A 25,849-nucleotide genomic window follows, 5' to 3' on the forward strand; every position below is an offset into this window, starting at 1 on the left:
GTCCTCAGATGAAGAGCTGCACGGCCGGAAGCGCCGCGTCGCAGTTGAGCAGGTCGACGCGCTTGAGCGTCATGCGCAGCGCGCCGTCCTGCACCGTGAGGTGATGGAAGAAGGTGCCGACGTAGAACTGCAGCTCGTCGCCCTGCGACTCGGTGTAGTGGAACTCGGTGCGCACCACGAAGCGGCGGGCCTCGGTGTCGAAGGTCTCGACCACGGGCACCTGCAGCAGGTGGTGGCAGCGGCTTTGCGGCTGCTGCGAAAAGGCACGTGGGCTCTTCAGGCGCTCGATGCGCAGCTCGCGCAGCAGCTTGTCCTCGTACAGGTGCGAGGTGTGGTTCAGGCCGTCTTCCTGGTCGGGCACGAGCGGAATCCAGTAGAACGCATCGTCGGTGAAGAGCGCGTTCCACTCCTCGTAGCGGCGGGTGTCGAGCAGGCGCGCTTCGTTGACGACGAAGTCGACGAGGTCCTGATGCGTGATCTTGGTGATGTCGAGGGCGGCCATTACATCGTCTCCGTCATGCGTTCGACCCAGCTGCGGTACTGGTTGCGCATGGGCAGCTCGTTGGTGCCGCCCGTGGTGATCTCGCCGCCCTTCAACTCCGATTCGTCGTAGTCGCGGTGCAGGCTCACCCACTCGTTGCCGCTGGCGTGCAGCCCGGCCTGCATGCCGCGGTAGGCCTGCAGGTCGTCGTGGCCCACCACCGAGAACGGCGAGTTGATGAGGCGGTTGTACATGGTGGTGCGCTGCAGCAGCTCGGGCGGCGCGCCCTTGAGGCGGAAGGTCCAGCTCTCGATGAGGGTCCTGTCGGCCGAGATCGGCTTGACCACGCGAATGGCCTGGATCGCGCCCTTGATCGTGAGGTTCGGGTAGTACACGGTGTTGTGCCGCGCCATGCCCAGGATCTGCGCCGTCTTCTCTTCGCCGTAGCGCGCCTTCATGGCGTCGTCGTACTCGGGGATCGCCTTGTACTTGCTGTGGATGCTGAAGTGCACGCCCGTGAAGCTGTGGCCGTGGTCGTAGGTGCGGATGCCCATGTCCTCGAAGAACTTGTAGTCGGACATGAAGGGCACGAACTGCTCCACGGCCATGGGCTTGGGCTCGTCTTCGGGCTTGTCGGCCCACATGCGCTTGGCGGTACCGGCCGACGACTCGTGCGCCACCATGGGGTGCATGGTGTCGTTGAGGTTCTCGACGAACATCTTCCAGTTGCACTGGTGCATGAAGCGCAGGCAGCCGCCGGCGATTTCCAGCTCGCCCTCGGGCGAGCGGTCGGCCATGTTGTCGATGGAGCTGAGCGAATCGCCGAAGTACTCGTCGAAGTCGGGGCCCGCGTCGTTGATCTTCACGAAGATGAAGCCGCGGTGGCTGCGCACGTGCTTCACCGGGGTGAGGCCCTTGCCCGACTCGCACTCGTGCAGCTGCGTGTGCTCGTAGCCGGTCTTCAGCGGAATGGCCAGCGGCGCGCCGTCGGTCTTGAAGGTCCAGGCGTGGTACGGGCAGCGAAAGAACTTGCCGGTGTTGCCGCAGGGCCCGTTCACCAGGCGCGAGCCCTTGTGGGCGCAGCGGTTCATCATGACGCGCACGCTGCCGTCGCTGTGGCGCACGACGATCAGCGGGCGGCCCGCGATCTCGTTGGTGATCCAGTCGCCCGACTTCGGCAGCTGGCTCTCGTGGCCGACGTAGTTCCAGGTGTTGGCGAAGAAGTGCTCCTGCTCCAGTTCGAAAAGCTCCTGGCTGGTGTACAGGTCGCGGTGCACGCGGTCGTTCTGCACGAGCGCGCGAACGGCATCGGGGTTGTCTCGGTACGAAGGCATGGTTCTCCTGGCTCCTTCCTGGCTGGCTTTTCTCAGAGGTCGAGCACCAGGCGCGCTCCCTTGGCGCGCGAGATGCAGATCTGCATGACGGTGCCTTCCGCCTTCTCGCGGGCGGTGAGCACGTAGTCGCGGTGGTCGATCTCGCCCTCGATCACGGGCACGGCGCACACGCCGCATTCGCCGCGCTTGCAATCGAACATCGGGTCGCAGCCGTGTTCGATGAGGCAGTCGAGGATGCTCTGGCCCACCGGCACGGTGAAGCGCTGGCCCGACTGGGCAAGCTCCACCTCGAAGGGCTGGTCGCCCTCCTCCACGACGGGTTCGGTGAAGAGCTCGAAGTGCACGCGATCGTGCTCCCAGCCGCGGGCCTGGGTGCGCGCGAGCACGGCGTCGAGCATGACCTTGGGGCCGCACACGTAGAGGCGGTCGCCGGCGGGCACGGCGTCGAGCAGCGCGTCGATGTCGAGCGGCGCGCCGGCCTCGGCGTCGGCGTGCACGCGCAGGTCGTCGCCCAGCAGCGCCTGCAGCTCGGGCAGGAAGGCCATCAGGTCGCGGCTGCGGCCGGCGTAGTGCATGCGCACGGCGGCGCCTTCAGCACGGCGGCGCGCGGCCATCGAGGCGAGCGGCGTCACGCCGATGCCGCCGGCCACCAGCACCGTGCCGCCCGGACCGGTGTGCAGCGGAAAGTCGTTCTTGGGCGGTTCGATGGTGAGCACGCTGCCCTCGGCCAGCCCTTCGTGCATGAAGCGCGAGCCGCCACGGCCTTCGGCCTCCTTGCGCACGGCGATCACGTAGTCGGTCGGGGCGTTGGTGGCGTTGCGCTCGGTGGAGAAGTTGATGAGCGAGTAGTGGCGCCAGTCGGTGGTGCCGTCGGCCAGCGTCACCTGCACGCGGATGTGCGCGCCGGCGGCGAAGCCGGGCAGCGCGCGACCGTCTTCGGCGCGCAGGCGCAGCAGGCGGATCAGCGGGTTGAGGGCGCGCGCTTCGGCGACGCGAAGCTGGAGCGTGGGGGCGGTCATGGTTCGGGTCCCTTCAGGCCAAGGCGTGCTGCACCAGCGCGGCCTGCAGCTTGTGGCCGTGTTCGTCGGCGAGTGCCGCGTCGCGCAGTTCGCGCAGGGTGGCGGGCGCCAGCGCGGCACCCGCACGCTCGAACGCGCGCATCACGGTGTCGTAGTTGCGCAGGCCGCGCTCGTGCGTGTCGCTGTAGCCCTTGACCAGGCGCTGGCACTGGGCGAGTTCGACGGCGAGCGCGGGGTTGCGTGGCGCGGTGGCGGCGATGCGTTGCAGCCACTCCTCGATGCGGCGGTTTTCGTCGGCGTAGCGCATCGTCGAGCGGCGCCAGCCCTTGCAGGCCGCGACCATGCGCAGCATCAGGTAGCCGCGCAGCGAGCTGGTGCGGATCACGCGGCCGTGCTGCGTGAAGCGCTCGACGATCTTCCTGGGCAACGTGGAATGCATGAGCCAGCGGCCGAGGCCGCCGGGCAGCGTCTCGCAGATTTCCTGCAGGCGCGGGTGCATGTACTCGTGGATGGCGAGCAGCTGGCCCGGCTGCACGCCTGCCTCGCCGTGCACGCGCTCGAAGCGGGTGGCGCGGGTCTTCAGGGCGGCGACGCGGGCCGTGTCTTCGTAGGACATCCACAGCGCGAGGTGGCGCGCGGTTTCGCGCAGCAGGCGGTGGGCGTCGTCGGGCAGCTTGGCAACGGCGTCCATGCGGTCGAGGTAGAGGCCGGCGTAGGCCAGGTCCTGGTAGTCGATGAGGCGGCGCACGCCTTCGAGCAGGAAGTCGTGCGCGGGCAGCGGAAAGTCGCGCTGCACGCGCTCGACCAGCGCGCGCACGGCCGGGTGGCGCGGTTGCGGTGCGGGCGTGGCGGCCGGTGCGACCTTCGCGGGTTCGCCGTCGTCGCCGTCCTGCGCGCGATCGAATGCTGCGCCGAAGGCCTTGAGGCTGGGCTTCACGCCCACACCGCCGCGCTCGATGGTGGCCTCGAACTGCGCACGGCCGAACGGCAGCACGCCCGAGCCCGCGAGCGTGCCGAAGAGCACAGCGCTGATGACGCTGCCCGAGGCTTCGGCGGCCTGCGCCATGTCGAAGCGGATGAAGCGCTTGGCGGCGCGCGCGGTATGGGCAAGCAGCTGCTCGCTGTCGACACGGCCGTCGCCCATGGCGCTCTTTTCGGCGATGGAGAAAACGCGGTGCGTGGAGGCGATGAGCGTGGTGCGGTCGCGCGTGACCAGCCCGCGCTGCACCGCGCGGCCGGCTTCCATGAGCTCGGAGGCGAGCACCACGTCGACGTCGCCCGGCAGCGGCATCAGCGCGAGCACCGGGCGACCGCCGTCGGACTGCGCTTGCGCGTCGGGGTACAGCTCGACGTAGTAGATGGTCGCGCCGGTGCGCTGGGCCACGCCGGGCACCGAGGTGGTCTGGGCGACGTAGCCGTTGGCTTCGCCCATGTCGACGATCCAGTCGGCGAGCACGCCGCCGCCCTCCCCGCCCATGGCGAGGATGGCAATCTTGATGGGTTGAACCTTGTTCGTCATGGCGTCAGAAGGCATAGGCGTCACGGCGGCGCGCGTCACCGCGCTGCAGCCAGCCGATGACGGTGGTGCGCACGCGCTGGCGGAAGCGGTCCCAGGCGGTCGGGTTGCTCACGACCTGCGCCTTGTAGAACGAGGGGCACAGCACAGCGGCGTGCGAGACGTCGCCGCAGTTGCCGCAGCCCACGCAGCTGTCGAGCACGGTGGCGACGGGGTCGATGCGCAGCGGATCGGGGTTCGGCTTGATCGAGAGCGACGGGCAGCCCGACAGGCGGATGCACGAGTGGTCGCCGGTGCAGGTGTCGGCATCGACGCCGAACTTGTCGCGCACCATGCGCTTGCCGTCGGCGATGGCCTTGCGTACCAGCGGCTTCTCGCGGCGCTGCTTGTTGAGCATGCACTCCGACTGCGCGATGAGGACCTTGGGGCCCTTCTTGGTGGTGGTGAGTGCGTCTTTCAGCGCGTCGCGCATGCCGGCGACGTCGTAGGTGCGGCGCATCGTCTTCACCCACTCGACGCCCACGCCGCGCACGGCGCGCTCGATCTCGTGGCCGGTGCTGCGCGTCTTGTTGACGGCGGTCGACGAGAGGATGTCCTGCCCGCCCGTGGCCGAGGTGTAGTTGTTGTCGACGATGATGGTGAGGTTGTCGCTCTTGTTGAAGACCGCGTTGGCCACGCCGCTCGTCAGGCCGTTGTGCCAGAAGCCGCCGTCGCCCATCATCGAGATCGCGCGCTTGCCGGCCGGTGCGTTGAGTGCCGAAGCGCCTGCACCGCCGAGGCCGTAGCCCATGGTGGTGTTGCCGATGTTGAAGGGCGGCAGGATCGAGAACAGGTGGCAGCCGATGTCGGCGCTCACGTGGTGCGCACCGAGTTCGCGCTCGACCAGCTTCATCGCGCTGAAGATGGGGCGTTCGGGGCAGCCGGTGCAAAAGCCCGGTGGACGCGAATGCACCACGTCGCCAAGTGCGCTCGACGGCTCGGCGGGTTCAGGCGCGGCATCGACGCCGATCGCCGCCACTTCCTTCAGCGGAATCACCTTGCGCACCGGTGCAGGCACGGGCAGCGGCGCAAGGCGTTCGTAGCGCTCGCAGAAGGCGCGCGTGCCCTTGAGCAGTTCGAGCGTCGTGTACTCGCCGGCCACGGGCAGCATGTCCTTGCCGTGCAGCGCGGTGGTGGAGCCGGCCTGGCGCAGGATGGTCGCGAGGTTCTGCTCGACGAAGTTGGGCTGGCCTTCTTCCACGATGAGCACGGCGCGCTTGCCTTCGCAGAAGCGGATGACTTCGCTCTCGATGACGGGGTAGGCCACGTTCATCACATACAGCGGCACGCGGGTCTCGCCGTACACGTCGGCCAGGCCCAGGCGTTCGAGCGCACGCAGCAGCGTGTTGTAGCTGCCGCCCTGCACGATGATGCCGATGTCGTCGGCGTCTTCGGAGAAGAACTCGTTGAGCTGGCGCTCCTCGATGAAGCGCACGGCGGCGGGCCAGCGGTCCTTCACCTTCTCTTGTTCATGCACGAAGCTCGCGGGCGGCAGCACGATGCGGCTGACGTCGCGCTGCGGGTTCTCCAGCGCGTCCTTCAGCGTGAACTTGGCGCGCTTGTTGTCGCCGGCGATGAAGTGGCCGTGCACGTGGCAGGCGCGGATGCGCAACTGGAGCATCACGGGCGTGTTGCTGGCCTCGGAGAGATCGAAGCCGGTCTTCACCGCATCGACGATGCTCGGCAGGTTGGGCCGCGGATCGAGCAGCCAGATCTGCGACTTCATGGCGAACGCATGGCTGCGCTCCTGCATGATCGACGAGCCTTCGCCGTAGTCCTCGCCCACGATGATGAGCGCGCCGCCGGTGACGCCGCCCGAGGCCAGGTTCGCCAATGCATCGGACGCCACGTTGGTGCCCACGGTCGCCTTGAAGGTGACGGCGCCGCGCAGCGGGTAGTTGACGGAGGCGGCCAGCGTGGCGGCGGCGGTGGCTTCGCTGGCACTGTTCTCGAAGCGGATGCCGTGGTCGGCCAGGATGTCCTGCGCGTCGGCCAGCACGTCCATCAGGTGCGAGATGGGCGCGCCCTGGTAGCCCGCCACATACGACACCCCCGACTCCAGCAGGGCCTTGGTGACGGCCAGAATGCCTTCGCCACGGAACACTTCTCCACCAGTAAGTCTCAGCTTCTTGACTTCTTCGACGAACGAACGCTCAGCCATGGATGTCCTTCTTCTTTCTCGTGGGAGGATGCGGCCCCGGGGTCACATCACGGTTCCTATAATGTTTAGAAATGAATGTATCCACAATCATGAATTACCCTAGCCATGCAATCCGCATGCCTGCGGCAAACAGGAGGCGCCTTCATGTCTGAACCGCTCAAGGAAACGCATCGCTTCGTCGATGACTACCTGCCCGCGCTGCTGGCGCAGGCCAGCCAGCTGATCTCGTCGGAGTTCCACGAAGTGGCGCGGCAGCAGGGGTTTTCGGTGTCGGAGTGGCGCGTGATGGCGTCGCTGGCGGGCAGCGACGCGGTCAGCATCGGCCAGCTCGCGCAGGTGACGGTGACCAAGCAGCCGACGGTGACGCGGCTGCTCGACCGCATGGAAGCGCGCGGCCAGGTCGAACGCCTGCCCCATGAAAGTGATCGCCGCATCACGCTGGTGCGCATCACGCCCGCGGGGCTGAAGGCGGTCGAACACCTGATGGAACTGGCGCGCGAACACGAGCGCCGCGTGCTCGAACCCTTCGGCCTGCGACGCGCCGAAGAGCTCAAGCAGACGCTGCGGCAGATGATCGACCTGCATGTGCATGTGCCGGTCGAGGTGCCGGACGAAGACTGAGGCGCGGGGCCCGGCTAGGGCACGAGCACCGCGCGACCGCGATGGCCGCGTTGGGCGATCCAGTCGAGCGCGAGGGCTGCATCGGCGAGCGCGAAGGGCTGCACGTCGAGGTGCAGGCGGCCGTCGGCCAGCCTCGCAAGCAACTCTGGAGCGGCTGCGCGGCCCGCGGCTTCGCGCCTGAACATGTTGAGCGGCAGCAGCGCCACGTCGCGCTGCAGGAAGTGCGCGATGTCCAGGTGCAGCGTTGGGCCAGCCGTGTAGCCGACCAGCACGGCGCGGCCACCGGGGCGCACGGCAGGCAAGGCGGCGGCGAGCACGTCGCCGCCGACGGTGTCGATGAGCAGGTCGGCGCTGGCGACTTCAGGCGGTGCGGCCTTTGGATCGACAGGCGTTGCGGTGCAACCTGCATCGCGTGCCAGCTGCATCACCAGAGAACCCACTGCGCCGCTTGCGCCCGTCACCAACACTTGCTCTCCAGACTGCAATCGGGCGACCTCATGCAAGGCGACCCACGCCGATGTGGTGGGCGAGAAGAACGCCGCGCCGAGTGGCATCGGCACCGCATCGGGCAACACGCCGAGTGCGTCGTCAGGCGCATCGATCAGCTCGCACCAGGTGCCGTCGAACAGCGTGCCCAAGCCACTGCCGCGCAACCACACGCGTTGCCCTTCTGCATACCGCTCGCTCGCGACGACAACGCCCGCCGCTTCGACGCCCGGCGTGTAAGGCAGCGGCGGATGCTGCAGGAAGCGGCCTTGCCACACGGTGCGGTCGATGTGGCCCACAGTGGCGGCCTGCATGCGCACGAGGGTGCGGCCGGGTCGCGCCGCGGGGTCAGCCACGTCTTCGAGCACCGGCGCGGCATCGAAGCCATGGATGCGAACGGCCTTCATGGCCGTGTCGCCAGGAAGTCGAGCACCGTGCGCGCGAAGGCCTCAGGCATCTGGTCGGGCAAGGGCACCATGCCGCCGTCGATGTCGACGATGCGCGCCTGCGGCAGCTGGTGCTGCAGCTCCGCCGCATGCGGTGCGGCGAAGGGGTCGAGCGTGGCGCGCACGATGAGCGTCGGCTGCGTCACGCGGCCGATGCGCTCTTCCATGCGGTACGAGGCCACGGCGCGGTGCCCTTCTTCCACGCGGTGGCCGACCTTCATCGCATCGCGCACGAAGGCCTCGAGCAGGTCAGGGCGTCCCGGCGGATAGAAGGCCTGCCGCTTCTGCCACAGCGCGGCGAGGTGGCTGCCATCGTCGCTGGGCGCCACTTCGTCGATGGGCGGACGCTGCGCGCGGGCGCGGCGAAACACCTCGTCGGTGTACGGCGTGGACGAGAGCACGAGACTGCGCACGCGCTCGGGAAACGCCGCGGCCAGCTCGATCGCGATCACGCCGCCGGTATGGTGCCCCACCACGTCGGCCTGCGCGATGCCGAGCGCATCGAGCAGCTCGCATGCGACGCGCGCCCACTGCGCAATGCTTGCCGGCACGCCGCCGTCGGCTGAATCGCCGAAGCCCGCCGTGTCCATGGCGATGGTGCGGTAGCCCGCGCCGGCGATCAGCGGCAGTACCTCGCGGTACTCGGCCCAGCTGCGCGGCGACTGGTGCAGCAGCAGCACGGCCGGCGCCTGCGCATCACCGCACACGGCGTGGTGCACCTGCCCCACCGACAGGTCGGCGAAGGCGCGGCGGATCGTCATGACAGCGTCTCGTCGGCTGGCGCGCGCCACAGGCCCGCGTGCTTGAGTTCGCCGAGCGTGCGCGAGAGCACATCGCGCCGGTAGGCGGCGGTGTCGCGGCCCGCGTAGTCGTAGAAGCCGCTGCCGCTCTTCAGGCCCAGCCGCCCTTCCTCGACCATGCGCCCGACGATGGCCGGCGCGGTGTAGCGCCCTGCGTCGAGCGAGGCCGACATCTCGCGGCTCGCGTGGTGCAGGATGTCGCAACCGCCGAAGTCGATGAACTCGACCACGCCGAGCGCCGCGAAGCGCAGGCCCAGGCCGTAGCGCGTGGCCTTGTCGATTTCTTCCGCTGTGGCAGCGCCTTCTTCGATCATGCGGGCCGCCTCGTTCATCACGAGCGCCTGCAGGCGCGGCACGATGTAGCCGGGCGAGGCGCCGCAGACCACGGGCAGTTTGCCGATGGCCTCCATCAGTGCCTTGGTGCGTGCGAGCACGCCGGCGTCGGTGCCGGGGTGGCAGCTCAGCTCGACCACGGGAATCACGTAGGCCGGGTTGAGCCAGTGCATGTTCAGGAAGCGCTCGGGCCGGCGCACCAGCGCGGCCAGCTGCGTCACGAGGATGCTGCTGGTGGTCGAGGTGAGGATCGCGTCGTCGCGGCAATGGCGGTTGAGCTGCTCGAAGGCCTCGCGCTTGGCCTCCGTGGTTTCGGGCACGCCTTCGAACACGAGCTCGGCAGCGGCCAGCGCGCGCGGTGCTTCGGCTGCATTCACGAAATCCACGCGCGCGGCGATGCGTTCGACCTGCGAGGCATCGATCACACCGAGCTGTGCAAGGCCTGAGAGGCTCGCAGTGATTTCCGCCTGCGCCTCGTCGCGCAGCCGCTGCCAGGCCTCGGGCGTGCGCGGGCGCAGGTCGATCAGCGCGATGCGGTGGCCCGCATAGGCGAACGCGATGGCGATGCCGCGCCCCATGCGGCCGGCGCCCACGGCGGCAAAGCGCGGCAGCGCGGGCTCATTCGCCATCGTGCAGCCTCTGCTTGAGTTGGCTCGCGCTCAGGCTGGCCAGGCCCAGGCTCTCGAAGGTGCGCGGGCCCTGGCGCAGGTCGCGCCCGAGGAAGCCGCCGACGATGGCCAGCAGGCCGTGCGCAATGGGCGCATCCACGCCCGCATGGCGCGCGGCCGAGGCCAGGAAGGCGAGCCCGAGCTCCGTGTCTTCGGTGATGTAGCGGTGCGTGTGCAGGTCGATGTTCTCGCGCCAGTCGCCCGACTTGACGAGCTGCTTGTGGGCGTCGCCGTACATCCACTGGTCGTTGTTGTAGTGGTCGGCCAGCGGGTAGTGCGGCGCGCCCTGCCCGAAGGCCTCGCGCACGGCCATGCGTTCGCGGTCGAGCCGGTCGGTCACGTCGCGCACGGCGCGCTGCGTGCCTTCGTTGTGGATGTCCCAGCGCTCGAAGTGCTGCAGCGGCGCGGCGTTCATCACCATCAGCGGCGGGTGGATGACGGGGCCGGCGTTCATCAGCGCGCCCGAGAGCGCGTCGCCGCAGCCGTGCACGGCCGGGTAGGCGCGGCGGATCACCTCGATGGCCTGCGCCTCCTTGCGCGCCGGGTAGACGCCGGTGGGCAGTCGGATCGCGCGGATGGTGACGTTGACTTCGCGCTCGCCATGCTTGCGCGCAAGGTAGGGCAAGGTGCCGGTCTCGGCCCAGGCCACGTCGGCGCGGTTGCCGGCGGCCTTCACCGCCTGTGCCATCACGTAGCTGCCGAAGGTGCCCGGCGGCAGGAACACGACCTGGCCGTCGACCAGGTGCGGCGCCATGGCCAGCGCGATGTCGTGCTGGGCGATGGCGGGCGTGGGAATGACGATGAGTTCGGCGCCCTTCAGCGCGGTGCCGATGTCGGCAGTGGCCAGCGCGACGGGCACTTCGCGCGCACCGGCAAGGTCTTTCAGCGTGATCGCGCCGGCCTGCACGACGGGTTCGAGCGCGGCGGCGTCGCGGCGCCACAGGCGCACTTCATGGCCGGTTTCAGACAGGTCCGCGGCGGCCGCATAGGCGCCGTGGCCACCCCCAAGAATCGCAATTTTCATGATCGAAAGTCGAGAACAGGTGTCGATGAACCGGCAGCCGCGAACGGACCGGGGAGAAGCAATGCGCTATTACATTACTTTTCATCGATTCAGATGTCAACCAACTTCATGGGCGCCGGAGTGCTCGGAAACCCGACAACGAAAAAGCCCGCGTTCGTGAGAAGCGCGGGCTTTTTGGGGGGAAGCAGCCCTTTTCAGGGCCGTTTGCGGGGGCGATCAGCGGCTGGGCTTGAACGCGCGCTTTTGCGCGTCACGGGGCACGAACACCTTGCCCGGGCCACCGTGGCCGGCGCCGTTGCCGCGCGGTGCGAAACCTTCGCGGGGTGCAAAGCCTTCACGGGGTGCGAAACCGCCGTCGCCGCGACCGCCGCCATGGCCGTGGCCGCCGCGCGGGGCGCTGTCGCCCCAGCCCGGCTTGCGACCGTAGCCGCCGCCATTGCCGCCTTCGTCACGACCGCCGCCGAAGCCGGCGTTCTGGCCGCCCTGGAAGCCGCGCGGGCCTTGGCCCTGGGCCGGGCCGCGCGAATTGCGGTCGTTGAAGCCGCTGGCGCCGGCATAGCCGCCACCGTTGTTGTTGCCGCGGTAGCCACCGCCGCCGCCCGCACCGCCGTTGCCGAACTTGCGATCGCGCGAGAAGTTGTCGCCGCGGCCGCCGCGGTACTCGCCCATCGGGGGGCGCGATTGCGGCATGCGCTGTTGCGGCTCGAGGCCGGCAACCACTTCCGCCTTGAACTGCTGGCGGCTGTAGTGCTCGATGTCCATGATCTTGCGGCGATCGCGGAACTCGGCGAACGTGATGGCCAGGCCATCGCGGCCGGCACGGCCGGTGCGGCCGATGCGGTGGGTGTAGTCCTCGGCCTTCATCGGCAGGCCGAAGTTGAAGACGTGGGTGATGGTCGGCACGTCGATGCCGCGGGCGGCAACGTCGGTGGCCACCAGGATCTGCACCTGGCCCTGGCGCAGTGCCATCAGGCGGCGGTTGCGCAGGCCCTGGCTCAGGGCGCCGTGCAGCGCGACGGCGCTGAAGCCTTCTTGCTGCAGGTCGTTGGCGAGGCCGTCGCACTCGACTTGCGTGCTGGCGAACACGATCGCCTGGTTGATGCTGGTGTCGCGCAGCCAGTGGTCGAGCAGCTTGCGCTTGTGCTGGCTGTTGTCAGCCCAGTACAGCGACTGCTTGATGTTGGCGTGCTTCTCTTGCGGGCTGTCGATGGTGATGCGCTGCGGCTCGCGCATGACGCGCTGGGCCAGCTGCTGGATGCGCGGCGCGAAGGTGGCGCTGAACATCATGGTCTGCTGGCGCTCGATGGTGAGCTGGTTGACTTCAGCCAGGTCGTCGGCAAAGCCGAGGTCGAGCATGCGGTCGGCTTCGTCGACGACCAGGAACTTGACCTGGTCGAGCTTGAGCTGCTGCGAGCGCTGCAGGTCGAGCAGGCGGCCCGGCGTGGCAACCACGAGGTCGGCGTTCTGCAGCTTGGCGATCTGCAGCTGGTAAGGCATGCCGCCCACCACGTTGGCAACGCGCAGGCCGCGGCAATGGCGCACCAGTTCGATGGCGTCGTGTGCAACCTGCTGCGCGAGTTCGCGCGTCGGGCACAGGATCAGGGCGCCGGGGGTGGCGGCCTTGAAATGACGGGCGTTGGTCGGGTCCTTGCGCTTGGGCTTCTTGAGCGGCGCTTCGCCGCGGGCAGCGGCTTCAGCGGCCAGGCGCTGGAACTCGGCCTTGGCTTCGGCTTCGGCTTCGGCCTGGCGCTTGATCAGCGTGTGCAGCACGGGCAGCAGGAAGGCGGCGGTCTTGCCCGAGCCGGTCTGGCTCGAGACCATCAGGTCAACGAAGCGGGCCGAACCGGCTTCGCCCATGGCGATCGGCACGACCTTTTCCTGCACGGTGGTCGGCTGGGTGAAACCCATGTCGGCCACGGCGGCGATCAGTTCGGGGGCGAGGCCCAGTTTGATGAAACCGTTGGGCGCGGCGGGCGCCTCGGCTTCGGCTGCCTCGGGGGCTGCGGCGTCCAGTGCGTCGAGGATCGGAGCCTCGGACACGGTTTCCGCGACAGCGGTGAATTCGTTGTGGGTAGCGGATTGCACAGGCGCGAGTTCGCCCTGCGCTTCAAAAGCGTCGGTCATGAATATCAATCTCAAACGCGAGCGCTGCCGTAGGCGGCGCCCCGTTGGTGGTTAAAAACATCAACCATCCAACGACATTCAACTTCCGGCTTTCGTCGGAGGCTGCGGCCCTTTTTGATCAGCGGATGCGATCGGGCGCGGTGTGCAAGATAGGGAGATGCGAGAGACGCTGATCTGTGTCCAAAGACGCGTTCAAATCAGCGAAGCCTGCAATTATGGCACGGCTTCGGGTTTTTACCTAATTGTTGTCAATCCGCCAAGCGCAGGAAGGTTTCCCGGTAGTGCGCCAGCTCCTCGATGGACTCGTGCACGTCGGCCAGCGCGGTGTGCGCCTGCTGCTTCTTGAAGGCAGCGTAGGCCGCCGGCTTCCAGCGCTTGGCCAGCTCCTTGAGGGTGCTGACGTCGAGGTTGCGGTAGTGGAAGTACGCCTCGAGCTTGGGCATGAACTTGACCAGGAAGCGCCGGTCCTGCCCGATGGTGTTGCCGCACATCGGCGAGCCGCTCCTGGGGATGTACTTGGCGATGAATTCGAGCAGCTGCTGCTCGGCCGCGGCTTCGTCCAGCGTGGAGGCTTTCACCTTGTCGATCAGGCCGCTGCGGCCGTGGGTGCCCTTGTTCCAGGCGTCCATGGCGTCGAGCACGGCGTCGCTCTGGTGAATGACGAGCACGGGGCCGTCGATGCGGGGCGTGAGGTCGGGGCCGGTGACGACCACGGCGATCTCGAGCAAGCGCTCTTTCTCGGGGTCGAGGCCGCTCATTTCGCAGTCCAGCCAGACCAGGTTCTGGTCGCTTTTCTTCAGGGTGGGGGCGGCTGCGGGGGGCGTCGGGTCAAGGGATTCGGGCATCGCAGGATTGTCGTCGAAGGCCTGCACCCCCATGGGCCGCGGACTAAACTCGCCGCTTCATGATGTCTTATTCGCTCATCTTCACCCTTGCCTTCGCGGCGGCGCTCGTGGCGGGCCTGCTCGTGAAGTTCTGGCTGGCCACCCGCCAGGTGCGCCACGTGGCGCGTCACCGCGGCGCCGTGCCGGCCGCCTTCGCCAGCACGATCACGCTGGCCGCCCACCAGAAGGCGGCCGACTACACCATCGCCAAGGCGCGCTTCGGGCTCGTCGAGATGGCCTGGGGCGCCGCCCTGCTGCTGGGCTGGACGCTGCTCGGCGGGCTCGACCTGCTGAACAAGCTGCTGCTGGTGTGGCTGGGCGGCGGCATGGTGCAGCAACTGGCGCTGCTGGCGGCCTTTGCCGTCATCGGCGGGCTGCTGGAGCTGCCGTTCACGCTGTGGCAGACCTTCCGGCTCGAGGAGCGCTTCGGCTTCAACAAGATGACCTGGAAGCTCTGGCTCACCGACACCGTCAAGTCGACGCTGCTCGGCGCGCTGATCGGGCTGCCGATCGCGGCGCTCATCCTGTGGCTCATGGGTGCGGCCGGCACGCTCTGGTGGCTCTGGGCCTGGGGCGCGTGGATGGGCTTCAACCTGCTGCTGATGCTGATCTACCCGACCTTCATCGCGCCGCTGTTCAACAAGTTCAAGCCGCTGGACGACCCGACGCTCAAGGCGCGCGTCACGGCGCTCATGAAGCGCTGCGGCTTCGCCGCCAAGGGCCTGTTCGTGATGGACGGCAGCACGCGCAGCGCGCACGCCAACGCCTACTTCACCGGCTTCGGCGCCAGCAAGCGCGTGGTGTTCTACGACACGCTGCTGCGCCAGCTCAACGCCGGCGAAGTCGAGGCCGTGCTCGCGCACGAACTGGGCCACTTCAAGCACCGCCACATCGTGAAGCGGCTCATCGCGATGTTCGCGCTGAGCCTGGCCGGTTTCGCGTTGCTGGGCTGGGTCTCGACGCAGGTCTGGTTCTACGCCGGCCTGGGCGTGCAGCCCAACCTGTCGCCGGCCGCGCCCAACAACGCGCTGGCGCTGCTGCTGTTCATGTTGGCCGTGCCGGTGTTCAGCTTCTTCGTCGCCCCGCTGCCGGCGCGCCTGTCGCGCAAGCACGAGTTCGAGGCCGACGCCTACGCCGTGGCGCAGACCAGCGGCGCCGACCTGTCGGCCGCCCTGCTCAAGCTCTACCAGGACAACGCTTCGACGCTCACGCCCGACCCGGTGTTCGTCAAGTTCTACTACTCCCACCCGCCCGCCTCCGAGCGCCTTGCGCGCATGACCGCGACGTGACCCTCGACCCACCTTTTCAGCGAAGCCCCTCATGAGCAGCATGTTCAAACCCAAGGACTGGAAGAACCTTCCGCCCCGCAAGGCCTTGAGCGCCACAGAGATCGTCTCGGGCCTGGCCCAGCTCGACGGCTGGAAGCTCACCGGCGACGGCGCCGATGTCGCCATCGAGAAGACCTTCACCTTCGCGAACTACTTCGAGACCATCGCCTTCGTGAACGCGCTGGCGATGGTGGCCCACACGCAGGACCACCACCCCGACCTGTCGGTGCACTACAACCGCTGCGTGGTGCGCTTCAACACGCACGATGTGAACGGTCTGTCGATCACCGATTTCGATTGCGCTCGGCAGGCCGACGCGCTGGTTGCGAGCCCCGCCGCATGAGGACACGCGCCTGTGGCTAAGCCGGGCCGCGCCGCCTTCACCCCCGCTGCGCACAACACGGGGAAGGCGCACCACGACGGCCTCGTCGTCGCCAGCCACGGGCGTCACTGCCTCGTCGAAACGCCCACGGGCGAGCGGCTGATCTGCCATCCGCGCGGCAAGAAGAGCCAGGCCGTGGTCGGCGACCGCGTGCGCTGGCAGGCCACCGAAGACGAAGGCACCATCGAAGAGGTGCTGCCGCGGCGCAACCTCTTCTACCGGCAGGACGAGATCCGCACCAAGTCGTTCGCGGCCAACCTCGACCATGTGCTGATCCTGATCGCGGCCGAGCCCGAGTTTTCCGAACACCAGCTGGCACGCGCGCTGATCGCGGCCGAGGCCGAGCGCATCACGCCCATCATCGCGCTCAACAAGAGCGACCTCGTCGAACCCTTTGCGCGCGCCTGGGCCAAGCTGGCGCCCTACCGCCGCATGCACCACGGCGTGCTGCCGCTGTCGCTCAAGGCCTCGGGCGAGGCGGACTACGCCTCGCTGATGAAGCTGCTGGCAGGCAAGTCGACCCTGGTGCTCGGCCCGTCGGGCTCGGGCAAGAGCACGCTCACCAACCTGCTGGTGCCCGGTGCGAGCGTGCTGACACAAGAGATTTCGCAGGCGCTCAACTCGGGCAAGCACACGACCACCAGCACCACCTGGTACTGGATCGACGAGGCCCGCACCACGGGCCTCATCGACTCGCCGGGCTTCCAGGAATTCGGCCTGAACCACATCGAGCCGATGCAGCTCGCCGGCCTCATGCCCGACATCGCCGAGCACACGGGCGACTGCAAGTTCTACAACTGCACCCACCTGCACGAACCCGGCTGCGGCGTGATCTCGAACGTCGAAACGGCGACGCAACCCGGACCGATCAGCGCCTCGCGCTACAAGATCTACGGCGAACTGTTCGCCGAGCTGAGCCAGACGCGCTACTGATGCAGCACCGAGGGGCTGGTCGCGCTCAGGCCAGCCAGGTGCGGTACGACTTCCAGGTCGGGTCGAAGACCAGGGCCAGCGTCACCGGTAATTCCAGCGCTTCCTGCACCGATTGCGCATGCGCAATGGCCGCCTGCGGATCGGCCACATGGAAGTGCACGGTGCGAACACCCTCTTCCAGCACGATGTGCGTGCAGCAGCCTTCGCCGTGCGTCTGCAGCAGCGCGGTCAGCCGGTCTTCATAGACACGGGCCTCGTCCAGTTCCTCGCCCGATTCGACGGGGATGGCGGCCGAGAGCCGATGGCCCAGGTCGGCACGCCCGAGCAGCGCGTTCGCGGCGTCGTTTCGCATCACGACCGCCTCGACCTCGCTGCCGTCCTCGGCGGTGCGCGTGGCAGTCAGGCCGGACCAACCGTGCTCACCTGCGGGAAACACGCCGGTGTGGCCCAGATCCTCGCGCCAGCACGCATCGAACAGAGGCACGAAGCCATCGAGCGGCACGCCATCGAAATCCGCTTGCGCATCCGCCTCGACGTGATCGACCGGCCCGACCTTCACCGCGAAGTCGTACTCGCCCAGGATGTGGTCGAGCATGATCAGGCTCATGTGGCGCGCGTGATCCTGCATGTCCATCGGAATGGGCTTGGCAAAGCCGATCTCCAGCGCCACCCGCCCCTTGTAGGGCTCGTGCTTCACGAGAACGTCCGAGCAGGCGAGTTCGAAGTCGTTCATGCGCATGCTGAAACCTTCGCGCATGCGCTGCCGGAAGGCCTCCACCTCGACCTGGGGCAACGCCGGCGCGCTGCGCACCAGCGCCATGAGGTCTTCGAAATCGTCTTCGGCGCCGTGCGCCGTCAGCACGAGCGTGAAAGCCGGCGGGTCGCCCAGCACTTCGGCCGCCAGGTTCGGAAAGAAGGGCTGCAGCAGCGCATTCAACGCCTCCACCAGCGCGTGGCCCGACAAAGCATGCAGGCTCTCGAGCCTGTCGCTCAAGGCTTGCCAGAACGATGCGCAGGCCACGGCGCGCGGATCGGCGTGAAGGGTCGGCATGGACTTTCCTCGGGATGTCAGGCCAGGATGTCCTGCAGGCACTGCACGAGCGCGCTGCACTGGTCCCGCGTGCCGATGCTGATGCGCAGGTACTGCGCGATGCGCGGCTGCCTGAAATGCCGCACCAGCACCGCGCGCTCACGCAGCGAGGCAGCCAGTTCGGCCGCGTCGCGCTGCGGGTGGCGCGCGAACACGAAGTTGGCCTGCGACGGCAACACCTCGAAGCCCAGGTCTTCGAGCTGAAGGCTCAGGCCTTCGCGCGTGTCGACGACCTGGTCGCGTGTCTTGCGGAACCACGCCTCGTCGTCGAGCGAGGCCACGGCACCGGCCGAGGCCAGCCGGTCGATCGGGTACGAATTGAAGCTGTCCTTGACCCGCACCAGCGCGTCGATCAGGTGCGCCTGCCCGCAGGCGAAACCGACCCGCAGGCCGGCCAGCGAGCGCGACTTGGACAGGGTCTGCACCACGAGCAGGTTCGGATACCGACTGATCAGCGACAGCGCGCTCTCGCCGCCGAAATCGACATAGGCCTCATCGACCAGCACGACGCGATCGGGGCAGGCAGCAAGCAGCTGCTCGATGCGCGCCAGCGGCTGGCCGATGCCGGTCGGCGCGTTCGGGTTGGCGATGACGATGCCGCCGCAGCCCTGGCGGGCGCGCGCCGCGAACGCATCGATGTCGATGCGCAGGCCGTCATCGACCGGCAACTGCTCGCAGGCGATGCCGTAGAGCTGGGCATAGACCTTGTAGAAGCTGTAGCTCACGTCGGGCATCAGCAGCGGCTGCGCCTGCTGGAAGAAGGCGAAGAACGCGTGCGCGAGCACTTCGTCCGAGCCATTGCCCGCAAACACCTCGCCCACCTGCAGGCCGTGGCGGCGCGCCACGGCTTCGCGCAGCGCGAGCGACGTGGGGTCGGGGTAGCGTTCGAGGCCGTCGGCCGCCGCGCGCTGGATCGCCGCGATGGCGTCCGGCGACGGTGGGTACGGGTTCTCGTTGGTGTTGAGCTTGACGAGGTTGGCGATGCGCGGCTGCTCGCCGGGCACGTAGGGCTCGAGCGCGCCAATGCGCGGGCTCCAGAAGGCCGGTACGGGCGGGGTGTTCATGGGGTCAGCCGAGCAAGCGCGCGAGCGTGAGCAAGGCCAGCAGCACCATCCACATCACGACCGAGCGCCAGACCAGGCCGACCACGCTGCGCAGGTGGCCGGGCTCGGGCTCGCGGCCCGGTGTGCTGCCGCTGTCCAGGCGCCGGCCGACGCTCGGCGACTCGCCGGCCTGCGCGCGCGGCAGCGGATCGGCCACCGGGATCGGGCTCAGCGAGCCGCCGCCCAGGCGCACGTTCACCGCGCCGGACGTGGCCGCGAGGATCACGCCGTCGTTCTCGTTGGGGAAGCGCCGCGCGTCGTTGCGCCAGCAATCGATGGCTTCCTCGAAGCTGCCGACCACGGCGAAGCCGAGCGCCGTGATGCGCGCGGGCAGCCAGTCGACGGCGTGCCAGGCGCGCTCGGCGGCGTCCTGCACCGCCACGCTCGAAGGCTGCACCGGTGCGCCGTTCTTGTGGGCCCAGTAGCGCGCGACGAACTCGCTCATGCGATAGAACACCGCGCCCGCCGGCCCCAGGCCGAGAGCCGCAAGCACCGAGAACCAGGCCAGCACGCCGAAGACATGGCGGTGCGCCGCAATGACCGAATGCTCGATCACGTGGCGCACGATTTCGCTGCGCGGCAGCTCGGCGGCATCGACGCCCTGCCAGTGCGCCAGCAACGAGCGAGCGAGCGGCTCGTCGCCCTCGTCGAGCGCATCGCGGATGTCGGTGAAATGGTGGCTGAACTGGCGAAAGCCCAGCGTCATGTAGAGCACCGCGACGCTCCACAGCACGGCGAACGGCAGGCCCAGCGTGAGCACCAGCAGCCAGTGCACGCCCAGCGACAGCAGCGTGGGCACGAACACCGCGAGCCCCCAGGCGATCCATCCGTGGTGCGGCTTGCCCGCATCGAAATTGCGGCTGGTCCAGCGCGTCCACGCCAGGACGCCGCCGTACACGGGGTTGTGCGGGCCCAGCGGCCGCACCTGCTCGATCAGCAACGCGCACAGGATGGCAAAGAAGCTCATCCTTCGATGATAGCGAGAGCACCTGAAGGTTTTGGCCCCAGGTGGCGCCCGATCCGGCTCAGGCGGCGAGGAAGCGGTAGAGGTTGCGCAGCATGCCCGCGGTGGCGCCCCAGACAAAGCGCTCGTGCGGGCCATCGACGTACGGCATCGAGTACCACTCGCGACGGACCCCATCGGTGGCGCTGACCGCATGGCGGCGGTGATTGGCCGGGTCCATCAGCCAGGCCAGCGGCACCTCGAAGGCCTCGGCCACCTCGAACGGGTTGATGTCGAGCACGAAGTCGGGCTGCACCAACGCGACCACCGGGGTCACGACGAACGAAGTGACGGTCGTGTAGGTCGGCAAGGTGCCGAGCACCTCGATGAACTGCGCCGACAGGCCGACCTCTTCCCAGGCTTCGCGCAGGGCGGCGGCCTGGATGTTGGCGTCTTCAGGGTCGACGCGCCCGCCGGGAAAGGCCACCTGCCCCGAATGGGTCGACAGATGGGTGGTGCGCTCGGTGAGCAGCACGGTCGCGCCTTGCGGGCGCTGCACGATCGGCACCAGCACGGCGGCCTGGGCCGGCACGCGGTCGGTCATGCGGGGCTCGCGGCGAAGCTCGGGCGTCCAGATGGGCGGCGAGGCAAAGCGCGCGCGCAGGGCCGTTGCCGTCAGCTGCGCCGGCACCACCGCCGGCAGACCGTCGCTTCCGTCCACGAAAGGCGCCTGGCGCGGGTCGATCTGCAGCAACGCGGGCGGCACCACGGCATTGACGGGTTCGACGACGGCGGAGGACGTGGGGGCGGAAGTGGATGAGGTCAAGAGAGGATGCGGCCTGTGGCGGAATGAAAGGAGTAGAGCGTAAAAATGGAAAACTGTCTTGAAGCGCGGCGCCAACGCAAAAAGCCGCCAGAGCGGCGGCTTTTTGAGCAGAAAGGACGGCGGCTGATTAAGCGGCCGACGCAGCCTTCTGCGACTTGCCCGGCAGCTTTTCCTTGATGCGTGCCGAACGACCGCTGCGCTCGCGCAGGTAGTACAGCTTGGCACGGCGCACGTCGCCGCGGCGCTTGACTTCGATGCCGGCGATCAGCGGGCTGTAGGTCTGGAACGTACGCTCCACGCCTTCGCCGCTGGAGATCTTGCGCACGGTGAAGCCGCTGTTGAGGCCACGGTTGCGCTTGGCGATCACGACGCCTTCGTAGGCCTGCACGCGCTTGCGGCTGCCTTCGACGACGTTCACGCTGACGATGACCGTGTCACCGGGCATGAAATCGGGGATGGTCTTGCCGAGACGGGAAATTTCTTCCTGCTCGAGGGTCTGGATGAGGTTCATGATTTCCTGGATATCGATCGTTTCGGGCTGCACTAAAGGCGCCGTGGCTTTGGCGGAAGAACCGCTAGAAAACCGGGCGCGGCCGGACAGAGGATCGGGGAACCGCGGATTATAGCTTTTTTTTCAGCGCGGCCTCATCGGCCTTGTTCAGCTTGCCAGCCGCCCTTGCGGCATCGATCAATTCGGGGCGCCGTGCGGCCGTGATGGCCAGGCGCTGGTCGCGCCGCCAGCGCTCGATCTGCGCATGGTGGCCCGAGAGCAGCGGCGCCGGAACGCCCTGCCCGTTCCACTGCTCGGGCCGGGTGTAGTGCGGGCAGTCGAGCAGGCCGTCGAGCGCCGGGTTGAAGCTGTCCTGCACATGGCTGGCCTCGTCGCCCAGCACGCCGGGCTGCAGCCGGGCCACGGCGTCGAGCAATGCCATCGCCGCGATCTCGCCGCCCGACAGCACGAAGTCGCCGAGGCTGACCTGGTGCGTGACGCGCGCGTCGATGAAGCGCTGGTCGATGCCTTCGTAGCGTCCGCAGACCAGCACCGCACCCTCGCTCGCCGACCAGCGCTCGACGGCCTCGTGGCGCAGCGCCTCGCCGATGGGCGAGAACAGCACCACCGGCGCCAGTGTGCCGCGGGCAGCCAGCGCGGCATCGAGGCAGGCCGTCAGCGGCTCCGCCATCATCACCATGCCGGGTCCGCCGCCGAAGGGGCGGTCGTCCACGCGCTTGTAGTTGCCCTGCGCGAAATCGCGCGGATTCCACAGCACGACCTCGACCTGCTTCGATTCGTAGGCGCGGCGCGTCACGCCGCTGGCCATGAAGGCCGCGAACAGTTCGGGAAAGAGCGTGAGGACGTCGAAGCGCATGCGCGCGCGGCCCGGGTCAGAAATCGGGTTGCCAGTCGACCGTGATGAGGCGGCCGGGCAGGTCGACCTTGTCGACGAAGACCGAGACGAACGGCACCATGCGCTCGATGGTCTTGCCGTCTTCTTCGGCCGTCAGCACCAGCGTGGTCTGGGGACCGGTGGCGAGCAGTTCGCGCACCGTGCCGAGCACGACGCCTTCGCGGTTGACGACCGACAGGCCGATCAGGTCGACCCAGTAGTACTCGTCGTCGCCGGCGGTCGGGAAGCTCGAGCGCGGCACGAACACGCGCGCGCCGCGCAGCGCCTCGGCCGCATTGCGGTCGGGCACGTCCTCGGACGAGGCGACGATGCAGTCGGAATGTTCTTTGGCTTCGCGGACCGCGAGCCGGAAAGCGGCGGGCGTGGAGGCTCCGGGAGCCTGCAGGAACCAGCGCTTGGAAGAAAAAAGCGCCTCGGGCTGGGCGCTGTGGGGCAGGACCTTGAACCAGCCCTTGATGCCCCAGGCATCGGCGATGCGTCCGACCTCGATCGCATCCGCCGGCAGTTCGGCGGCTTCGAGTGTGGACAGCATCGCCGTGCGGGCGGCTTAGGCGGCCGCCTTGGGAGCCGCGGCAGCGGCTTGCTTGATCAGGCGCAGCACCGTGGGCGAAGCCTGGGCACCGACGCTCTTCCAGTACGCGAGGCGGTCCTGGGCGATGCGGATGCTTTCTTCGTTTTCCTTGGCGGTCGGGTTGTAGAAACCCAGGCGCTCGATGAAGCGGCCATCGCGGCGAACGCGCTTGTCCGACACGACGATGTTGAAGAACGGACGGCCTTTGGAGCCGCCGCGGGAGAGTCGAATGACGACCATGATTTATCCTTGGGTGGTCAGCGAGCCAGTTCAAATAGAAAGAGGCCCGCTCACGATGTTCTTCCAGCGTCGAGACACGCGACATGGCCACCCGGCCAGCGCACGCTGAAAAGCCCACGATTATAGCCCGACCCGGGTTTTTCTCCGAATTCCGGCCCCGCGCCGCCGCCCTCACCCGCATGACCCTCACCCTCCGCCCCAGCCGCGACGAAGACATCGCAGCCATCACGGCCATCTATGCGCACCACGTGCTGCACGGCACCGGCACCTTCGAAACCGAGCCCCCGTCCGAGGCCGACATGGCCGCCCGGCGCGCCGATGTGCTGGGCAAGAACCTGCCCTACCTCGTCGCTGAAGAAAACGGCGAAGTGTTGGGTTTTGCCTACTGCAACTGGTTCAAGCCCCGGCCGGCCTACCGGTTTTCGGCCGAAGACTCGATCTACATGTCCGAAGCCGCGCGCGGCAAGGGTGTGGGCGCACAGCTGCTGGCGGCGCTCTCGCAGGCGGCCGAGGCGGTCGGCGTGCGCAAGCTGATCGCGGCGATCGGCGATTCGGCCAACGCCGGTTCGGTCGGCGTGCACCGCAGCCAGGGCTTCACGCACGTGGGCGTGCTGAAAGACTGCGGCTGGAAGTTCGACGCCTGGCGCGATGTGGTCCTGATGGAAAAAGTACTCGGCGAAGGCAGCCGCACCAAACCCGAATGATGTGATGAAAAAGATGAAAAGCAAGACCGTGGCCGCCTGGCTCTCCTTCCTCGGGGGCCCGCTGGGCCTGCACCGCTTCTACCTGCGCGGCATGGGCGACTGGCTCGGCTGGCTGCTGCCCATTCCCACGGCGCTGGGCATCTACGGCATCGAGCGCTTGCGCATGTACGGCGTGGACGACGGCGTGAGCTGGGCGCTGATTCCGCTGCTCGGCTTCACGATCGCGGGCTGCGCCTTGATGGCGATCATCTACGGCCTGATGACGCCCGAGAAATGGAATGCCCGCTTCAACGCCGGCGCAGCGCCCGACGCCGCGCCGGGCCAGACCAACTGGCTCACGATCGGCGCCGTGGTCGCGTCTTTGTTCTTCGGCAGCTCGATCCTGATGGCGAGCATCGTGTACAGCTTCCAGCACTACTTCGAGCACCAGATCGAAGAGGGTCGAAAGATCTCGCAGTAGCCGGATCAGGCGCGGCGGCCTCTGCGAACGAGGCGCCGACGCTTCAGTGCTTCAGTGCTTCAGAAAATCTGCCAGCTGAACCAGTAAGCCATCGCCGCGACGAAGGCCGAGGCGGGAATGGTCAGGACCCAGGCCCAGACGATGTTCCCCGCCACGCCCCAGCGCACCGCGCTGGCGCGCTGCGTGGCACCGACGCCGACGATGGCGCCCGTGATGGTGTGCGTGGTCGACACCGGAATGCCCAGCGCGGTGGCCAGGAACAGGGTCAGCGCCCCGCCGGTCTCGGCGCAGAAGCCGCCCACGGGCTTGAGCTTGGTGATCTTCTGGCCCATGGTCTTCACGATGCGCCAGCCGCCGAACATGGTGCCCAGCGCAATGGCGGCGTAGCAGCTCACGATGACCCAGGTCGGCGGCACCGCGTCGCTGGCCGAGGCGTAGCCGGTGGCGATCAGCAGCATCCAGATGATGCCGATGGTCTTCTGCGCGTCGTTGCCGCCGTGGCCCAGGCTGTAGGCACCGGCCGAGACCAGCTGCAATCGCCGGAACCACCGGTCCACCCGAGAGGGCGTGGCACGTCGGAAGCCCCAGGCCACCACGATCATCATCAGCGAGCCCAGCAGGAAGCCCAGCAGCGGCGACACGAAGATGAAGGCCACGGTCTTCCAGATGCCGGAGGCCACGAGGCCGCTGGTGCCGGTCTTGGCGATCACGGCGCCCACGATGCCGCCGATCAGTGCGTGCGACGAGCTGCTCGGGATGCCGTAGTACCAGGTGACGAGGTTCCAGCTGATGGCGCCGATGAGCGCCCCGAACACCACGTGCACGTCGACCACCCCGGGCTGGGCGATGCCCTTGCCCACGGTGGCCGCCACGCTCAGGTGAAAGACGAAGATCGCGATCAGGTTGAAGAAAGCCGCGAACACCACGGCCTGCCCCGGCTTGAGCACGCCGGTGGACACCACCGTCGCGATCGAATTGGCGGCATCGTGGAAGCCGTTCATGAAGTCGAACAGGATCGCGAGCGCGACCAGCACCACCACCACCCAGAGGGCGACCTGCACCGTTGTCATCGGCTGCTACCCGCTCAGGAATTCTCGAGGACGATGCCCTCGATCACGTTGGCCACGTCCTCGCACTTGTCGGTGATCGTCTCGAGCAGCTCGTAGATCGCCTTGAGCTTGATGACCTCGCGCACGTCCGGCTCCTCGCGGAACAGCTTGCTCATGGCGCTGCGCATCACGCGGTCGGCGTCGGATTCGAGGCGGTCGATTTCCTCGCAGGTCTTGAGCGTGGCCTCGGCCACGGCCGGGTCGGCGATCTTGCCGAGGTACTTCACGGCGTCCTTGAGGCGGTCGCAGCACTTCACGCTCAGGGCCGTGAGGCGCACGATCTCGTCGGTCATGTGGCGCACGTCGTACAGCGCCATGGTCTCGGCCGAATCCTGGATCAGGTCGGCCACGTCGTCCATCGTGTTGATGAGCTTGTGGATCTGCTCGCGGTCGATGGGCGTGATGAAGGTCTTGTGGATCAGGCGGTTGACGTCGTGCGTCACGCGATCGGCGGCGCGCTCGGCGTTGTCGACGTCGCGGTTGTACTGTTCGCGCAGGTGCACGTCCGCATAGTGGGTGACGAGCTGCTCGAACGCACGCGCCGCCTCCACGATGCGCTCGGCATGCTGGTTGAACATTTCAAAAAAATTGCCCTCTCGGGGCAGCAGCTTGCCGAACATGGAAAAAACTCCTGGGACGCGCCAATCACAATTTCATGACGCCTTCGTGAAAACTTCCCGAGTTTAACGGGCGCGACCGGAACGACCGGTCGGGCCGACCTTCGGGCCCCGGCGCGACAGGCCCGCTCAGGCCGGCAGCCGCAGTGCCACGACCAACCGCACGCACGCGGCAACGCCGGCGAGATCGGGCAGTTGCGG

General features: G+C 67.9%; 27 protein-coding genes. 6 read left to right on the plus strand and 21 right to left on the minus strand.

The genetic code is table 11. From position 1 onward, the window contains the following. Positions 1-4 precede the first annotated feature (4 nt). Genes AC57B8_RS07115 through AC57B8_RS07135 form a run of 5 tightly spaced genes read right to left on the minus strand, consistent with a single transcriptional unit; the run spans position 5 to position 6,550 of the window. Positions 5-502, minus strand: a complete 498-nt coding sequence (locus AC57B8_RS07115) for an aromatic-ring-hydroxylating dioxygenase subunit beta (RefSeq protein WP_496479076.1) — start codon at positions 500-502, stop codon at positions 5-7. Beyond that, positions 502-1,815, minus strand: coding sequence for an aromatic ring-hydroxylating dioxygenase subunit alpha (locus AC57B8_RS07120; RefSeq protein ID WP_496479077.1), 1,314 nt, complete (start codon positions 1,813-1,815; stop codon positions 502-504). Before AC57B8_RS07120 ends, AC57B8_RS07115 begins: the two co-directional genes overlap by 1 nt. Positions 1,816-1,847: 32 nt before the next feature. Beyond that, positions 1,848-2,834, minus strand: coding sequence for a PDR/VanB family oxidoreductase (locus AC57B8_RS07125; protein ID WP_496479078.1), 987 nt, complete (start codon positions 2,832-2,834; stop codon positions 1,848-1,850). Positions 2,835-2,847: 13 nt separating this feature from the next. Continuing rightward, the gene (locus tag AC57B8_RS07130; RefSeq protein ID WP_496479079.1) at positions 2,848-4,353 is read right to left on the minus strand and encodes an indolepyruvate oxidoreductase subunit beta family protein; all 1,506 of its coding nucleotides are present in this window, start codon (positions 4,351-4,353) and stop codon (positions 2,848-2,850) included. Between the two features lie 4 nt (positions 4,354-4,357). After that, positions 4,358-6,550: a thiamine pyrophosphate-dependent enzyme gene (locus tag AC57B8_RS07135; RefSeq protein ID WP_496479080.1), complete on the minus strand. Its 2,193-nt coding sequence runs from the start codon at positions 6,548-6,550 to the stop codon at positions 4,358-4,360. Between the two features lie 144 nt (positions 6,551-6,694). Between AC57B8_RS07135 and AC57B8_RS07140 the strand changes: the two genes are divergently transcribed. Further along, entirely contained in the window at positions 6,695-7,171 is a 477-nt protein-coding gene (locus tag AC57B8_RS07140) for a MarR family winged helix-turn-helix transcriptional regulator (RefSeq protein WP_099791754.1), read from the plus strand. A gap of 14 nt (positions 7,172-7,185) precedes the next feature. Here AC57B8_RS07140 and AC57B8_RS07145 read toward each other — a convergent pair whose 3' ends face one another. The 6 genes from AC57B8_RS07145 to orn all read right to left on the minus strand — a co-directional run bounded on the left by AC57B8_RS07145 (position 7,186) and on the right by orn (position 13,897). After that, entirely contained in the window at positions 7,186-8,064 is an 879-nt protein-coding gene (locus tag AC57B8_RS07145) for a quinone oxidoreductase family protein (protein ID WP_496479081.1), read from the minus strand. Next, entirely contained in the window at positions 8,061-8,864 is an 804-nt protein-coding gene (locus AC57B8_RS07150) for an alpha/beta fold hydrolase (RefSeq protein WP_496479082.1), read from the minus strand. The genes AC57B8_RS07145 and AC57B8_RS07150 overlap by 4 nt, the downstream gene beginning before the upstream one ends. Next, positions 8,861-9,865 carry a 3-hydroxybutyryl-CoA dehydrogenase gene (locus AC57B8_RS07155; protein ID WP_496479083.1) on the minus strand — a complete coding sequence of 335 codons (1,005 nt, stop codon included), beginning with the start codon at positions 9,863-9,865 and terminating at the stop codon, positions 8,861-8,863. Before AC57B8_RS07155 ends, AC57B8_RS07150 begins: the two co-directional genes overlap by 4 nt. Then, entirely contained in the window at positions 9,855-10,928 is a 1,074-nt protein-coding gene (locus AC57B8_RS07160) for an NAD/NADP octopine/nopaline dehydrogenase family protein (RefSeq protein WP_496479084.1), read from the minus strand. Before AC57B8_RS07160 ends, AC57B8_RS07155 begins: the two co-directional genes overlap by 11 nt. 216 nt (positions 10,929-11,144) lie before the next feature. Continuing rightward, on the minus strand, positions 11,145-13,052 hold the full coding sequence (locus AC57B8_RS07165; protein ID WP_070062330.1) for a DEAD/DEAH box helicase: 1,908 nt from the start codon (positions 13,050-13,052) through the stop codon (positions 11,145-11,147). 248 nt (positions 13,053-13,300) lie between these two features. Further along, positions 13,301-13,897: an oligoribonuclease gene (orn, locus tag AC57B8_RS07170; RefSeq protein WP_496479085.1), complete on the minus strand. Its 597-nt coding sequence runs from the start codon at positions 13,895-13,897 to the stop codon at positions 13,301-13,303. Positions 13,898-13,959: 62 nt separating this feature from the next. Here orn and AC57B8_RS07175 point away from each other — a divergent pair, with 62 nt between their 5' ends. The 3 genes from AC57B8_RS07175 to rsgA are packed head-to-tail and all read left to right on the plus strand — an operon-like array spanning position 13,960 to position 16,579. Continuing rightward, positions 13,960-15,225 carry a M48 family metallopeptidase gene (locus AC57B8_RS07175; RefSeq protein WP_070062594.1) on the plus strand — a complete coding sequence of 422 codons (1,266 nt, stop codon included), beginning with the start codon at positions 13,960-13,962 and terminating at the stop codon, positions 15,223-15,225. 31 nt (positions 15,226-15,256) lie between these two features. Then, positions 15,257-15,607, plus strand: coding sequence for a 4a-hydroxytetrahydrobiopterin dehydratase (locus AC57B8_RS07180; RefSeq protein WP_095746391.1), 351 nt, complete (start codon positions 15,257-15,259; stop codon positions 15,605-15,607). Positions 15,608-15,619: 12 nt separating this feature from the next. Further along, complete coding sequence (rsgA, locus tag AC57B8_RS07185) at positions 15,620-16,579, plus strand: ribosome small subunit-dependent GTPase A (RefSeq protein ID WP_083259283.1); 960 nt, start codon at positions 15,620-15,622, stop codon at positions 16,577-16,579. Positions 16,580-16,604: 25 nt separating this feature from the next. Here rsgA and AC57B8_RS07190 read toward each other — a convergent pair whose 3' ends face one another. The 8 genes from AC57B8_RS07190 to rpsP all read right to left on the minus strand — a co-directional run bounded on the left by AC57B8_RS07190 (position 16,605) and on the right by rpsP (position 22,758). Next, positions 16,605-17,630, minus strand: coding sequence for a hypothetical protein (locus tag AC57B8_RS07190; RefSeq protein ID WP_496479086.1), 1,026 nt, complete (start codon positions 17,628-17,630; stop codon positions 16,605-16,607). 17 nt (positions 17,631-17,647) lie between these two features. Further along, positions 17,648-18,733, minus strand: a complete 1,086-nt coding sequence (gene hisC, locus AC57B8_RS07195; RefSeq protein ID WP_496479087.1) for a histidinol-phosphate transaminase — start codon at positions 18,731-18,733, stop codon at positions 17,648-17,650. A gap of 4 nt (positions 18,734-18,737) precedes the next feature. Continuing rightward, positions 18,738-19,739 (minus strand): CobD/CbiB family protein, encoded by a 1,002-nt coding sequence (locus tag AC57B8_RS07200; protein WP_062475069.1) that lies wholly within the window; start codon positions 19,737-19,739, stop codon positions 18,738-18,740. A 58-nt stretch (positions 19,740-19,797) separates the two neighbouring features. Further along, positions 19,798-20,541 carry a CoA pyrophosphatase gene (locus tag AC57B8_RS07205; protein WP_495260974.1) on the minus strand — a complete coding sequence of 248 codons (744 nt, stop codon included), beginning with the start codon at positions 20,539-20,541 and terminating at the stop codon, positions 19,798-19,800. Positions 20,542-20,668: 127 nt separating this feature from the next. Then, positions 20,669-21,052, minus strand: coding sequence for a 50S ribosomal protein L19 (rplS, locus tag AC57B8_RS07210; protein ID WP_056572437.1), 384 nt, complete (start codon positions 21,050-21,052; stop codon positions 20,669-20,671). Between the two features lie 109 nt (positions 21,053-21,161). Next, on the minus strand, positions 21,162-21,908 hold the full coding sequence (gene trmD / locus AC57B8_RS07215; RefSeq protein WP_496479088.1) for a tRNA (guanosine(37)-N1)-methyltransferase TrmD: 747 nt from the start codon (positions 21,906-21,908) through the stop codon (positions 21,162-21,164). 16 nt (positions 21,909-21,924) lie between these two features. Continuing rightward, positions 21,925-22,479: a ribosome maturation factor RimM gene (rimM, locus tag AC57B8_RS07220; RefSeq protein ID WP_496479089.1), complete on the minus strand. Its 555-nt coding sequence runs from the start codon at positions 22,477-22,479 to the stop codon at positions 21,925-21,927. 15 nt (positions 22,480-22,494) lie between these two features. Then, the gene (gene rpsP / locus AC57B8_RS07225; protein ID WP_007831311.1) at positions 22,495-22,758 is read right to left on the minus strand and encodes a 30S ribosomal protein S16; all 264 of its coding nucleotides are present in this window, start codon (positions 22,756-22,758) and stop codon (positions 22,495-22,497) included. A gap of 179 nt (positions 22,759-22,937) precedes the next feature. Between rpsP and AC57B8_RS07230 the strand changes: the two genes are divergently transcribed. Beyond that, complete coding sequence (locus tag AC57B8_RS07230) at positions 22,938-23,462, plus strand: GNAT family N-acetyltransferase (RefSeq protein ID WP_496479090.1); 525 nt, start codon at positions 22,938-22,940, stop codon at positions 23,460-23,462. Positions 23,463-23,475: 13 nt separating this feature from the next. Continuing rightward, entirely contained in the window at positions 23,476-23,922 is a 447-nt protein-coding gene (locus AC57B8_RS07235) for a TM2 domain-containing protein (protein ID WP_070062592.1), read from the plus strand. 59 nt (positions 23,923-23,981) lie between these two features. Here AC57B8_RS07235 and AC57B8_RS07240 read toward each other — a convergent pair whose 3' ends face one another. Further along, positions 23,982-24,992, minus strand: coding sequence for an inorganic phosphate transporter (locus AC57B8_RS07240; protein WP_062475084.1), 1,011 nt, complete (start codon positions 24,990-24,992; stop codon positions 23,982-23,984). Between the two features lie 14 nt (positions 24,993-25,006). Then, on the minus strand, positions 25,007-25,651 hold the full coding sequence (locus AC57B8_RS07245; RefSeq protein ID WP_056571891.1) for a DUF47 domain-containing protein: 645 nt from the start codon (positions 25,649-25,651) through the stop codon (positions 25,007-25,009). Positions 25,652-25,849: the final 198 nt, after the last annotated feature.

This window comes from Variovorax sp. BGA-UO-ETr-C22, from assembly GCF_059567965.1.